This is a genomic window from Hymenobacter perfusus, assembly GCF_003944765.1.
Lineage (GTDB): Bacteria > Bacteroidota > Bacteroidia > Cytophagales > Hymenobacteraceae > Hymenobacter > Hymenobacter perfusus.
Map to the genome: position 1 here is coordinate 34,221 of NZ_RWIU01000009.1, position 12,856 is coordinate 47,076.

At 60.9% G+C, this 12,856-nt stretch carries 13 protein-coding genes and 1 pseudogene; 10 read left to right on the top strand and 4 right to left on the bottom strand.

Annotation, left to right across the window (positions count from 1 at the left end):
- Positions 1-55 precede the first annotated feature (55 nt).
- The 3 genes from EI293_RS19805 to EI293_RS19815 are packed head-to-tail and all read left to right on the top strand — an operon-like array spanning position 56 to position 2,342.
- Positions 56-523: a hypothetical protein gene (locus tag EI293_RS19805; protein WP_125440287.1), complete on the top strand. Its 468-nt coding sequence runs from the start codon at positions 56-58 to the stop codon at positions 521-523.
- A gap of 59 nt (positions 524-582) precedes the next feature.
- On the top strand, positions 583-1,095 hold the full coding sequence (gene purE / locus EI293_RS19810) for a 5-(carboxyamino)imidazole ribonucleotide mutase (protein ID WP_125440288.1): 513 nt from the start codon (positions 583-585) through the stop codon (positions 1,093-1,095).
- Positions 1,092-2,342 carry a 5-(carboxyamino)imidazole ribonucleotide synthase gene (locus EI293_RS19815; protein ID WP_211339624.1) on the top strand — a complete coding sequence of 417 codons (1,251 nt, stop codon included), beginning with the start codon at positions 1,092-1,094 and terminating at the stop codon, positions 2,340-2,342. The genes purE and EI293_RS19815 overlap by 4 nt, the downstream gene beginning before the upstream one ends.
- A gap of 199 nt (positions 2,343-2,541) precedes the next feature.
- Here the strand turns inward: EI293_RS19815 and EI293_RS19820 are convergent, their stop codons facing one another.
- Entirely contained in the window at positions 2,542-2,952 is a 411-nt protein-coding gene (locus tag EI293_RS19820; RefSeq protein WP_125440290.1) for a hypothetical protein, read from the bottom strand.
- Positions 2,953-3,316: 364 nt separating this feature from the next.
- Positions 3,317-3,961 (bottom strand): hypothetical protein, encoded by a 645-nt coding sequence (locus EI293_RS19825; RefSeq protein WP_125440291.1) that lies wholly within the window; start codon positions 3,959-3,961, stop codon positions 3,317-3,319.
- 339 nt (positions 3,962-4,300) lie between these two features.
- Between EI293_RS19825 and EI293_RS19830 the strand changes: the two genes are divergently transcribed.
- A complete protein-coding gene (locus tag EI293_RS19830; protein WP_125440292.1) occupies positions 4,301-4,774 on the top strand; it encodes a hypothetical protein in 474 nt (157 codons plus the stop codon).
- Positions 4,775-4,848: 74 nt separating this feature from the next.
- Here the strand turns inward: EI293_RS19830 and accC are convergent, their stop codons facing one another.
- Positions 4,849-6,357 carry an acetyl-CoA carboxylase biotin carboxylase subunit gene (gene accC, locus EI293_RS19835; protein WP_125440293.1) on the bottom strand — a complete coding sequence of 503 codons (1,509 nt, stop codon included), beginning with the start codon at positions 6,355-6,357 and terminating at the stop codon, positions 4,849-4,851.
- A gap of 340 nt (positions 6,358-6,697) precedes the next feature.
- Between accC and EI293_RS19840 the strand changes: the two genes are divergently transcribed.
- Both EI293_RS19840 and EI293_RS22600 read left to right on the top strand, forming a co-directional pair.
- Complete coding sequence (locus EI293_RS19840; protein ID WP_125440294.1) at positions 6,698-7,948, top strand: aminotransferase class I/II-fold pyridoxal phosphate-dependent enzyme; 1,251 nt, start codon at positions 6,698-6,700, stop codon at positions 7,946-7,948.
- A 243-nt stretch (positions 7,949-8,191) separates the two neighbouring features.
- Positions 8,192-8,365, top strand: a pseudogene (locus EI293_RS22600) (histone H1); the annotation flags it as partial.
- Between the two features lie 182 nt (positions 8,366-8,547).
- On the opposite strand, the gene tyrS reads toward EI293_RS22600, so the two are convergent.
- A complete protein-coding gene (tyrS, locus tag EI293_RS19850) occupies positions 8,548-9,846 on the bottom strand; it encodes a tyrosine--tRNA ligase (protein ID WP_125440295.1) in 1,299 nt (432 codons plus the stop codon).
- 200 nt (positions 9,847-10,046) lie between these two features.
- Between tyrS and holA the strand changes: the two genes are divergently transcribed.
- The 4 genes from holA to EI293_RS19870 all read left to right on the top strand — a co-directional run bounded on the left by holA (position 10,047) and on the right by EI293_RS19870 (position 12,705).
- Positions 10,047-11,144: a DNA polymerase III subunit delta gene (gene holA / locus EI293_RS19855; RefSeq protein WP_246010747.1), complete on the top strand. Its 1,098-nt coding sequence runs from the start codon at positions 10,047-10,049 to the stop codon at positions 11,142-11,144.
- A 24-nt stretch (positions 11,145-11,168) separates the two neighbouring features.
- Positions 11,169-11,678 (top strand): GyrI-like domain-containing protein, encoded by a 510-nt coding sequence (locus tag EI293_RS19860; protein ID WP_125440296.1) that lies wholly within the window; start codon positions 11,169-11,171, stop codon positions 11,676-11,678.
- A gap of 93 nt (positions 11,679-11,771) precedes the next feature.
- A complete protein-coding gene (gene parS / locus EI293_RS19865; RefSeq protein ID WP_246010749.1) occupies positions 11,772-12,233 on the top strand; it encodes a type II RES/Xre toxin-antitoxin system antitoxin in 462 nt (153 codons plus the stop codon).
- 10 nt (positions 12,234-12,243) lie between these two features.
- The gene (locus EI293_RS19870) at positions 12,244-12,705 is read left to right on the top strand and encodes an RES family NAD+ phosphorylase (RefSeq protein WP_125440297.1); all 462 of its coding nucleotides are present in this window, start codon (positions 12,244-12,246) and stop codon (positions 12,703-12,705) included.
- The last annotated feature ends 151 nt before the right edge of the window (positions 12,706-12,856 follow it).

Genomic DNA, 12,856 nt, shown 5'->3' on the forward strand with positions numbered 1-12,856 from the left:
TACAAATAGTCTTTCAGCCGCTATGATAACGGACAAAAGCAAGATACTTGACGTCTTGAAGACGGCCCTTTCGGACTCCTACTACACTGGATTTAAGTATTACATCACCGCTTTTGAATGCGAACTGTTCAATGATAGTCTTGGTATTAGCGCCTACCTCATTCTTAGCGACATTGAATTAGCTGACAAGTCTGAATGGCATAGATGGGTGCATTCATTTCCGTTCAATATTGAGAATAACAATGGCCCAGAAGAGCCCTCCAGGGTTTTTCTGATGGGACTATTAACACAGGCCCGAATTCAAAATGTAGAGGAAGAGCACGAAGGCACCTTGATAATTGAATTTCAGAATCAACTGAAAGTAAGATTAATAGGTGAGGTTGAAATCGAAGACATTTCTTGGACTATTCAGTTCAGAAATTCTGATGGTAAACCAATCGGCGACTGCACTTGCTCATTCAACAAGCTGTTTCTAAATACTAGTGAGGAATTGATGTCCAAGCTAGGTTTACATGGGGCCTGATCCCAACGAAGCGGTAGAAACATTTCGGCTTCGCTCAGCATGACGACCAACTAATTTCGATGAGTACTACTTCTTCCCCCAATACCTTCAAACCCCTGATCGGCGTAGTCATGGGTTCCAGCAGCGACTGGGACACCATGCAGCACGCCGTACAAATTCTCACGGAATTTGGCGTGGCCCACGAAGCCCGCGTGGTGTCGGCCCACCGCATGCCCGACGACTTATTTGCCTACGCCGAACAGGCCGGACCGCGCGGTTTGCAGGCCATTATTGCCGGCGCGGGCGGGGCCGCCCACCTGCCGGGGATGCTGGCCGCCAAAACCACCGTGCCCGTGCTGGGCGTGCCGGTAGCCAGTCGCCATTTGCAGGGTGTTGATTCGCTGCACAGCATCGTGCAGATGCCCAAAGGAATACCCGTAGCCACGTTTGCCATCGGCAACGCCGGCGCAGCCAACGCCGCGCTGTTTGCCGTCAGCCAGTTGGCTTTGCACGATGCTGCTCTGGCGGAAAAGCTGCAAGCTTTCCGCGCCGCCCAAACCGAAGCCGCCCGCGCCATGACGCTGCCGCTATGAGCCAGGGAACTGACTTGACCACCATGACGCCTATTTTCCCGGGCAGCACGGACGCCGCCGGCCAGCGGGCCACGCTGGGCGTGCTGGGCGGCGGCCAGCTGGGCCGCATGTTTGTGCACGCCGCCCAACGGCTGGGCTACTTCACCGCCGTGCTGGAGCCCGACGCGCAAAGCCCCGCCGGGCTGGTCAGCCACCACCACATCCAGACCAATTACGACGACCCGGCCGGGCTGGCGCAGCTGGCCCAGCTCTGCCAGGCCATCACCACCGAGTTTGAGAACGTGCCGGCCCAGGCCCTGCACACGTTGGCCCAAACCCGCCCCGTAGCGCCCGGCGCGGCCGTGGTGGGCATTGCCCAAAACCGCATCGAGGAAAAAGCGCACTTCACAGCCTGCGCCGACGTGTCGGGGGTGACCTGCGCGCCCTACGCGGTGCTGGAAACGCCGACCCAGCTGCAAACCGTGCTGGCTGAGCGGACGGATCTGCTGCCCGGTATCCTGAAAACCGCCCGTATGGGCTACGATGGCAAGGGCCAGGTGCGCGTGCAGACCGCTGGGGAGCTGGCCGCCGCCTGGGCCGAGCTGGGCCACACCGCCTGCGTGCTGGAAAAGATGCTGCCGCTCACCGCCGAGTGCTCAGTGCTGGTGGCGCGCGGCTGGGACGGACAGGTGGTGAGCTTCGCCCCGCAGCGCAACGTACACATCGAGGGCATTCTGGCCGTAACGTACGCCTACGAAGGAAATATGCCGCCCGCTCTGGCCGACCGGGCCCGGGAGGCGGCCGTGGCCATTGCCCGGCACTTAGGCTACGTAGGGGTGCTGTGCGTGGAGTTTTTTGTGGTGGACGACGGCAGCGCGTACGGCGGCCTGGTGGTCAACGAAATGGCCCCGCGCCCGCACAACAGCGGCCACTACACCCTCGACGCCTGCGACGCCTCGCAGTTCGACCTGCAGGTACACGCAATGGCGGGCCTGCCGTTGCCGCAGCCGCGCCAGCACTCCCCGGCCATCATGCTCAACCTGTTGGGTGACGTGTGGTTTGCTGCCGACGGGCAACCGCGGGAGCCCGACTGGCAATCCGTGCTGCGCCTGCCGGGTACGCACCTGCACCTGTACGGCAAGGCGGAAGCCCGCGCCGGCCGCAAAATGGGCCACCTGACCATCACCGGCCCCGATGTCGCCAGTGTCACGAAGGTGGCGCGCCGCGCGGCGCAGGTGCTTGGGTTGCCGGGGCTGGATGCCATGTAGAGGTTCCGGCCGGCCCTGGGCCAAACGCAATGCTGCCGCTCCCGGGCCGGCTGTCAGCTGCCCGAGCCAGCCTGCCGAACCCACGTAATGCAAAACGCCCGGCTTGTAAGCCGGGCGTTTGCGGTAATGGGGGGGCTCGTCTGCCTCCAGCCAGTTCCACTTTCAGGCGGAGCCAGGTGGGGGCGGCGGGCTGGTCGGGTTAGAGGGCCGCGCGGCGGGCGGTTACGCTGGTTTGCAAAGCCGTGGTTTCGGTTAGCTGGGCCTCAATCTGGGCCAGTTCCAGCTCCCGGATCAGCAACGATACCGGTCCGCGCGTGCCCTGGCGGGACAGGAGTTCGTCGCGGCGGTCGGTGCTGCGGCGCAGCTCGTTTTCGCGCTCCGTGCGCTTCTTGCTGGCGGGTAGGGTGGGGATGAGCGGGGTGAGAAAGCTGATTTCGGCCGTGAGGGATTCCAGCTCGGCGGTCTGCTCGGCCGAGGTGCTGGCGGCCGTATCCACCTGATAGGTAAACTCGCTGCGGCGCTGGTTGAGCACGCGCAGCTCGTCGGTGATGTAGGCCAGTACCTGGTCGCACTCGGCCGCCGTGGTTAATTGATCAATAGAGTAAGCCATGAAACGGGTAAAAAAGGTGAGAAATAAGAACGTTCGAGTATAAGTTTTTTTGAATATAAAAGCTGTACAGGAAGTGTTTTTTTCACGCGGTGGTCATCCTGAGCGGAGCGAAGGACCTTATCATGCAGCCACGATTTCGTTCAGCCGTGAGAAGGTCCTTCGCTCCGCTCAGAATGACTACGTTTCCGACTATCTACCTGGTCCCGGTTGCGGAGCAGGCCCCGGTCCGGCGGCTGGAAGCCGTCGGGCCGGGGCCTGCGTGAACGAGTGGCCGTGCCCGAAAAGCCGGGCCGGATGCGCCTACGACGACCGGCCCGACGGCTTCCAGCCGCCGGACCGGCGGTAACGCCGTCAAGGGATGGTTTTAGTTGCCAGGCGCTTCGGCCGCTGCCAGCAGGGCCGCCAGGGCCCGGGCTTCCTCTTCCAGCAGCCGCAGGCGCAGGGCCAGCAGGGCAGCCTCGGTGGCCGACAAAGGCCAGGCCGCGCCGGGGGCCAGGTCGGGCAGGCGCTCCAGCCAGCGGCGGCAGGCGGCGGCATCGAGGGCGGGGTCCTGGGCCACGGCGGCGGGGGCGGCGGGCGTGCCGGGGGCGGGGGCCAGCAGGGCGGCCAGCACCGCCCGCCCCCAGCGGCGGCGGGCCTGAGCCTGGGAGGCCCGCACATGGTTTTCCAGCGCGAAGCGGGCTTTATCGAGCAAGTAGCACACCCGGCGCAGGCGCTTGCGCAGCGGCTCAGCCTCCAGCGGCACGGCGGGGGCAGCGGGTTCAGGGGCAGAAGCCCCGGCCGGCGGCGCGGGCAGGGGCGGGCCGAGCCCCTCGGGCGGGGGCAGCAGCAGGGCCAGGGGTCGCAGCCGCCGCTGCGCTTCGGCTGGCAACACTCGCCGCCCGGCCTCCACGTGCCCGATTACGGTCCCGCTCACCCCGATAAACTTACCTAGTTCCGGTTGGGTCAACCCAAAATGCGCCCGCACGGCGGCTGAAAGACTATCGGAAGGGAGGGAAGGTCGCGCCATAAATGTGTGTAGGGTTGTGAATAAAAATACGGGCAACCCTACAAGGTTCGTAGGGTTGCCCGTATTTTTATTCACAACCCTACAATATGCTGCTTCGTGGCAGGAGTTCCTACCCCCGAAACGACCAACACCGCCCGGATTACTCTCAGGCGGCGCGGCTATGGGTTTGCCGCTGGCGCGGCAGTGGAGGTGCAGCCTCCACGTTAAGGCTGGTCACGGGTTACGCTTCGCTAAACTCGCGCCAGTGAGGAATTCCCGTTGCAGGTAGTGTCTGGATGCCCCCGCCTGAGTACTTTTGGCACCTGAAAGTCAACCCTACTTCCTTGAAAATAGCTACCCATGATTACCTCATTTCTCAATAAGCACACCGTTAGCGCCTGGCTGTTGCCGCTACTCATTGTTTTTGCATCCTGCGGCTCCAAGGACGATGACAAACCAGAACCCACCCCTCAGTATGTAGTCAAAGTCAAGATGATTAGCATAGATGCCGGTGGGTTAGGTGCAGGTGGTGAAGTATACATTAAGCGACTAAATATCCCAGAGGTATCATTGTTGGATGCTAGCCTACCGGATAATGGGGTGAAGGAAACAGGTACGGTCACCAATTTGAAAACAGGCGAAAGAGTTAGCGTTGGTTTGGGATTCAGTAAAGCCATAACCGGCTCGGGCATTGTTCCACGCACCACTAGTAAGCTGCGTGGTGAAATCTGGGTGAACGACCAGCTTAAAGCCTCGGCTGAGTTAGACCGCAATACTCCATCGCAGAACCCAGACTTTCCAACCAATTTTGCCGAATACACAATGGGTGACTAGTCGTCGGATTCACACATATAAAAAAGGCCGCCCGGTTACGTAACCGGGCGGCCTTTTTTATATGCAGATTTCCTCTACCGCGCCCCCAGCCGGTTGCGCTTCCAGGCCGAGCCGGTGGCGGCGGGCGCATCGGCGGCGGCGGGAGTGGCGGGTTTCTTCTCCGTCAGGAGCATGGCGGTGAGGACGGCGGCGAGCCTGGCGGTAGCTTCATCGGGGGCGGCGGGTTTCAGGGCGTCGGCCGGGAAATGGTCGCGAATGAAGTTGGTGTCGAAGTTGCCGCTCACGAAGGCTGGGTGCTGCAGCACGTAGCGGCCGAAGCCCAGCGTGGTTTCGATGCCGGTAATCTGATACTCGTCGATGGCGCGCAGCATCCGGGCAATGGCCTCCTCGCGGGTGGCCCCGAAGGTGACGAGCTTGGCAATCATCGGGTCGTAGTAAATCGGAATTTCCATGCCCTGCTCGAAGCCATCGTCCACCCGCACGCCGGGGCCCTGGGGGCGCACGTAGGTGGTCAGCGTCCCGATGTCGGGCAGGAAGTTGTTCTGCGGGTCTTCCGCATAGACTCGTAATTCCAGGGCGTGGCCGGTGATGCTCAGGTCTTCCTGCGCGAAGGCCAGCGGCAGACCCTGGGCCACTTTAATCTGCTCCTTCACTAAGTCCAGGCCGGTGATTTGCTCCGTCACGGGGTGCTCCACCTGCAGGCGGGTGTTCATCTCCAGGAAGTAGAAGTTGTGCTGGTCATCGAGCAGAAACTCCACGGTGCCAGCCCCAGTGTAGTTGCAGGCGCGGGCCACGTCCACGGCGCAACGGCCCATTTCGGCGCGCAGCTCGGGCGTGAGTACCGAGGAAGGCGCTTCCTCAATCACCTTCTGGTGGCGGCGCTGAATCGAGCATTCCCGCTCAAACAAATGCACGATATTGCCGTGCTCATCACCGAGCACCTGGATTTCGATGTGGCGCGGGCCGGTCACGAACTTCTCGATGAACACCGAGCCGTCGCCGAAAGCCGAGGTGGCCTCATTGATGGCCAGCTGCATCTGCTCCTCGAAATCCTCGGCCGAATTCACGATGCGCATGCCCTTGCCGCCGCCGCCGGCCGAGGCCTTGATCAGGATGGGGAAGCCCACCGTGGCGGCAATGCGCTTGGCCTCTTCCACGTCCGAAATGGCCTCGTCGGTGCCGGGCACCAGCGGGATGTTGTAGGCTTTCACGGCCTGTTTGGCCGAGAGCTTGTCGCCCATCAGGTTCATGGCCTCCGGCGAAGGGCCCACGAAAATCAGCCCGGCCTCCGTGACCATGCGGGCAAACTCGGCGTTTTCGCTCAGGAAGCCGTAGCCGGGGTGAATGGCATCGACGCCCAGCTGGCGGCAGACTTCCAGGATTTTGTCGCCGCGCAGGTAGCTGTCTTTGCTGGCGGGCGGGCCTACGCACACAGCCTCGTCGGCGTAGCGTACGTGCAAAGCGTTGCGGTCGGCCTCGGAGTAGATGGCCACGGTCTGGAGGCCCATTTCCTTGGCCGAGCGCAGCACGCGCAGCGCAATTTCGCCGCGGTTGGCCACGAGCAGCTTGGTGATTTTCTTCATCGGGAGAGAGGTGGAGCGGGTGGGAGAGAAGGAACAGGAAGAGCGGGCGGCCCCGGCACCCCAGGGCTGAAGCCCGGGGCTACGCAGCGAAAAAACCAGGAGTCCGCTGACTAGCCCAGGGCTTCAGCCCTGGGGTGCCGGAGTACGAGAGCAATGCCATTCAATACCCAAAGAAACGCCATTCCGGCCGGACCATAAAACAGTGCCGCCCAATTCCCGGAAGGTTGGATAGCGGCCCGGGGGAGCTTACCTTTGCGGATTGCCATAACTTTGTACATTCCCCGGTGGTTCAGCGCTTAGGCGTTACCGCCCGTTTCCTTTCACATTAACCCGTCCCCTCGTGGATCTATTTGAGAAGATTGCCGCCAACCGCGGCCCGCTGGGTGTCCACTCACACTACGCGCACGGCTACTTTGCTTTCCCTAAGCTGGAAGGCGAAATCAAGCCCCGCATGATTTTCCGCGGCAAGGAAGTGCTTACCTGGAGCCTCAATAACTACCTGGGCCTGGCCAACCACCCCGAGGTGCGCAAGGCCGATGCCGATGGCGCGGCCGAGTACGGCATGGCCCTACCCATGGGCGCCCGCATGATGTCGGGCAACTCCAACCTGCACGAGCAGCTGGAAAGCGAGCTGGCCGAATTCGTGATGAAGCCGGACTGCATGCTGCTCAACTTCGGCTACCAGGGCGTAGTAAGCATCATCGACGCCATGGTGAACCGCCACGACGTGATTGTGTACGACGCCGAGTCGCACGCCTGCATTATTGATGGCGTACGCCTGCACGCTGGCAAGCGCTTCGTGTACGTGCACAACGACATGGCCAGCCTGGAGAAGCAGCTGCAGCGCGCCGAGCGCATCATTGCCGAAACCGGCGGTGCTATTCTGGTTATCACCGAGGGCGTGTTCGGCATGTCGGGCAACCAGGGCAACCTGCGGGGCGTGATTGCGCTGAAGGAGAAATACCAGTTCCGCCTGTTCGTAGATGATGCCCACGGCTTCGGTACGCAGGGGGCTACGGGTGCCGGCACGGGCGAAGAACAGGGCGTACAGGACGGTATCGACCTTTATTTTTCGACGTTTGCCAAGTCGATGGCCAGCATCGGTGCCTTCGTAGCTGGTCCCGAGAACGTAATTGAATATTTGCGCTACAACATGCGTAGCCAGATTTTCGCCAAAAGCCTGCCCATGCCGCTTGTGGTGGGCGCTTTGAAGCGTTTGGAGCTGCTACGCACCCAGCCTGAGCTGAAAGAAAACCTCTGGACCATCGTACGGGCGCTGCAAAGCGGTTTGCGCGAAAAAGGCTTCAATCTGGGCACTACCACCTCCTGCGTAACGCCGGTGCTGCTGACCGGTCAAATCACCGACGCGGCCCAGATTACCTTCGATCTACGTGAGAATCACGGCATTTTCTGTTCCATCGTGGTGTACCCGGTGGTGCCGAAGGGCGTTATCATGCTGCGCCTTATCCCCACGGCCAGCCACTCGCTCGATGATGTGGCCGTGACCATCAAAGCCTTCGAGGCGGTGCAGGAGAAGCTCTCGAAAGGACTATATTCCAAAGCTGAAGTGCCTGCCGGCCTCCAGGACTAACTACGGCTTTGCTAAGTGCAAAAGTCAGCTTCCATCCCGGGGGCTGGCTTTTTGCTTTAGTACTATTCCGGGTATTGTCCGGTCATGAGGAGGGGTGGGTTGAGTCGGTTTGAGGGTAAAAAGGGCCCTATGTGGCTGAAAAAGGGGATTGAGAAAAAAACTCGCCGACTTGCTTGTATTTGAAATCCCTGTATATTAGGGCCGGTTAAACACTTTTTTCCACACCAAATAACCCCTCCCAAAATGAGCAACTTTAGCCAACTGAAAGACCTCGTGATGTCGCTGGAAGCTGACTTCGAGAAGTTCTACGACAAGGGCAACTCGGCCGCTGGCACCCGCGTGCGCAAGGGCATGCAGGAGCTGAAAAATATGGCCCAGACCATCCGCACCGAGGTGCAGAACGCCAAGAACACCGCTGGCGAAGCCGCTCCGGCCAAAGCTGCTCCGGCTGCTAAGAAAGCCGCTCCCGCTGCTGCCAAAAAGGCTGCTCCGGCAAAAAAGAAGTAATGCCCGGTCACGCCCCGCGTGACCAAGGTACTTACGAAAAGAGGCCCTGTCGACTATCGACAGGGCCTCTTTGTGTTGCGGAGGGTGAGTACTTACACTACCTTGATGAGGTAGTAGGTCTTCTTGCCTTTCTGGGCCACCACGTACTTGTCGTGCAATAGCGGCAGCTCGGCGGCCTGCTGCTCCAGCGTGGCCTTGGCGCGGTTCAAACTCACGCCGCCGGCCTGAATCATCTTCTTGGCCTCGCCTTTGGAGGGGAAGATGACGGCGTTGGTGGCGTCGCTGAGCAGGCTGATGACGTTGTGCTCGGTGAGGCTGGCGCGGGGCACTTCTACGTGGGGCACGCCGGCAAACACGTCGAGCAGCGTGGCCTCATCGAGGCTGCTGAGCTCGCCGCCGCCAAACAGCACCTGCGAGGCCGCTACGGCCGCTTCGTAGGCGGCCGGGCCGTGTACGCGGGTGGTCACGTCCTGGGCCAGGGCTTTCTGCAGGGTACGCAGGTGGGGGGCCTGGGCGTGCTCGGCTTCCAGGGCTTCGATTTCCGCCTGCGGCAGCAGCGTGAACACCCGGATGAGGCGCGGTACGTCGGCGTCGGCGGCGTTGAGGAAGAACTGGTAGAACTGGTACGGGCTCGTCATGGAGCCATCGAGCCATACGGTGCCGGTTTCGCTCTTGCCGTACTTGGTGCCGTCGGCCTTGGTGATGAGCTGACCGGTGAGGGCGTAGGCTTTGCCCTCACCGCCCGACATGCGCCGGATCAGCTCGGTGCCGGTGGTGATGTTGCCCCACTGGTCACTGGCGCCCATCTGCAGGGTGGTGCCCAGCTCTTTATAGAGGTGGAAGAAGTCGTAGCCCTGCAGCAGCTGGTAGCTGAACTCGGTGTAGCTGATGCCGTCGGCGCCGGACTCTTCGTTGCCGCCGATGCGGCGCTTCACCGAGTCCTTGGCCATCATGTAGTTGACGGTGAGGTGCTTGCCTACTTCGCGCAGGAATTGCAGGAAGTTGAAGTCCTTGAACCAGTCGTAGTTGTTGACCACGCGGGCGCCGGTGGGCGAGTCGTCGAACACCAGGAACTTCTCCAGCTGGGCCTGAATGCCGGCCTGGTTGCGGCGCAGGGCATCTTCATCGAGCAGGTTGCGCTCCGCCGACTTGCCCGACGGGTCGCCAATCATGCCGGTGGCGCCGCCTACCAGGGCTAGCGGCCGGTGGCCGGCGCGCTGCAGGTGCACCAGCAGCATGATGGTGGCCAGGTTGCCGATGTGCAGGGAAGGCGCGGTGGGGTCGAAGCCGATGTAGCCGGTGATGGGCGCGTTCTTCAGCAGGTGCTCCTCGGTGCCGGGCATCATGTCGTGAAACATGCCCCGCCAGCGCAGTTCGTCTATGAGGTTCAAAGTGGAAGTAGTAATTAAGAATTAGGAATTAAGAATCGAGTTGGCGAAATCCAGAGAGGCAGACGTGCTTTCCTCAGCCGGTACCAGCCGCCCAATTCTTCCAAGGCTGTTCGGCAAAGGTAAGAGGCAGCCCGTACCTTTGGGTAGGAAGAATTGGGAAGGTGCCCACCAGTGCGCCCGCATCAATTCTTAATTACTAATTGCTCATTACTAATTACACGTTGACTCTCTCGCCCGACGAAATCCTGAAGCAGCTCCAGCAGCGGCAGTTTGCGCCCGTGTACTTTCTGCAGGGGGAGGAGCCGTACTATATCGACTTGCTGGCCGATTTGCTGGAAAAGCACGTGCTGCCCGAGCACGAAAAGGGCTTCAACCAAGTGGTGCTGTACGGCAAGGATACCGACGTGGCCGGCATCCTGGGCCAGGCCAAGCGCTTCCCGATGATGGCCGAACGCTCGGTGGTGATTGTAAAGGAAGCCCAGGCCGTTGCCGATCTGGAGGCCGAGAAGTCGTGGCCGTTTCTGGAGGCGTATCTGCGCAACCCGCTGCAAAGCACCGTGCTGGTATTCTGCTACAAGCACAAAACCCTGGATGCGCGCAAAAAGCTGGGCAAGCTGCTCTCCGGCGACAAAAAGGAGCCCGCGCCCGCCGGCACCGTGCTCATGACCAGCAAGAAGCTCTACGACAACCAGGTGGCGCCCTGGCTGAGCAACTACGTGCGCTCGAAAAACCAGCAAATCACGCCCCAGGCCACCGTGATGCTGGCCGAGTACATCGGCGGCGAGCTGGGCCGCCTCACCAACGAGGTGGACAAGATGCTCATCAACCTGCTGCCCGGCCACAGCATCGACGAGGACCTGGTGCAGCGCATGGTGGGCATCAGCAAGGAGTACAACATCTTCGAGCTACAGAGCGCCCTGGTGCGCCGCGACGTGCTCAAGGCCAACCGCATCTTGCTCTACTTCGAGGCCAACCCCAAGAACAACCCGCTCATCCCGAACCTGACGCTGCTGTTCAACTACTTCTCCCGGTTGCTGGCCCTGCACCAGAACCCCAACCCCTCGGAAACCGACTGGCTGAAGATGGGTTTGCGCTTCCCCATCCAGCGCAAAGACTATCAGACCGGCCTGAAGGTATTCGACTTCCACCGTACCCGCGACATCGTGCACCTGATTCGCCGCGCCGACGCCCAAAGCAAAGGCATCGACTCAGGCTCCATGACCGACGGCGAAATCCTGCGGGAACTGATCTGGCTGATTATCCACCCGGTGCCGTTGCACGCGGTGGTGGGGGCATAGAGCACCGATTTTCCGGAGTTGCTAATGAGTTCTTTTTCCGTTTTGCTGCCCCGATTAGTGGAAGCTCCGGCCCGTCAGTTGCTGGGTTGCAGCCTGGTTATGTCGCGGGCGGCAGACCAAACGGCACTGCTTTGGCGCACGTTCATGCCGCTTCGGCGGGAAATACCGCCTCCTGCCAGCCCCGACCTTTTTTCGGTGACGGAGTATCCGCCCGACTATTTTGCGGTGTATGATGGCCACGCCGAATTTCGCAAGTGGGCCGCTGTAGCAGCAGTTGGCGCCGCGCCGGTGCCCTTGAATATGGCTTTGCTGATGATACCGGCGGGCTTATACGCTGTATTCGACTATCGTGGGTCGAGCTTAGATGCCCGGGTGTTTCAATATATCCTGTCCGAGTGGCTGCCTGCTTCCGGGTTTGCTCTTGATGACCGCCCGCACCTGGAAATACTGGGCGCTGGCTACCGTAATGCCGATCCTACGTCCGAAGAAGAAATCTGGATACCCGTTCGGCCCCGGCAAGCTCCGGGCCATTAAGCGCAAAACGGGCTGAAAGGAAAACCAAAGGAAAAATTTCCGCGTTTATTAGAAAAATTTCTATAAGTTCGATTTGTTAACCGGAACTTCGTCATGGCCACACCTGCTCATCAACCCAAGATTACGGCCCCCATGCCGGCGGCTTTGCGCAAAAAATGGGCCGCCTGGGGCCGGGCCGGGCAGGATGCCTACGCCTTGGTGATGGAGGCCCGCAAGGGCGTGCCCGCGGCCACGGTATTTGAGGTGGCGGAGGCCTACCAGCTGCAGGCCCAGGAGTTGGAGGCCATCTACGAGCTATCCACCAAAACCCTGCGCACGTATTCTCAGGAAAAGAAAAACCTGAGCGCGGCCAGTAGCGAGAAAACGCTCAAAATCATCAGCCTCTACAACCTGGGGGTGGAAGTATTCGGGGAGGCGGCGGCGTATCTGCGCTGGCTGGACAAGCCTGCCCACGGCTTGGACCAGGAGATTCCGCTGCGGCTGCTGGAAACCAGCGGCGGCATTGATCTGGTGGCCGAGGAGCTCACGCGCATCGCCTACGGCGACCTGTCGTAACCGAAGGCGCATGCTGGTATACCGCATCTGCCTGGCCAAGTACGCCGACGACCTGTTTGCCTCGGGCTACCGGGCGCGCTGGAATTTCAAAGACCAGTTCGTGATTTACACGGCCGCCACCCGGGCCCTGGCCTGCCTCGAAAACGTGGTGCACCGCAGCGGTGAGGGACTCACCGACCAGTTTCGGGTGCTGGTGATTGAGGTGCCCGACGATGTGCTCATCGAGGAAATCAGCCCTAACCAGCTGCCCGCCGACTGGGAGCGGGCCAGCCGTTACGCCGTCTGTCAGCCCCTGGGCGACGCCTGGTACCGCCGCCGCAGCTCGGCCGTGCTGCGCGTGCCCTCGTCCATCGTGCCCCAGGAGTTCAACTACATCCTGCACAGCCGCCACCCCGATTTCAAGCGCATCCGGATTGTGAGTCGGGAAGAATTTCGGTTCGACTCGCGCATCAAGGCTGATGAAGTGGCGTAGTAAGTGCATTCATGGAATGTAGAGACGCGACACCTCACGTCTGATTGCCGGAACAACCTGCGTATAATCAGCCGTAACAAGCCGCGTGATGCTGCGCCTGGGCCGCCAATCGATAGATCCTGCCTGAATTACCAACCTGCTCCAGTATAGT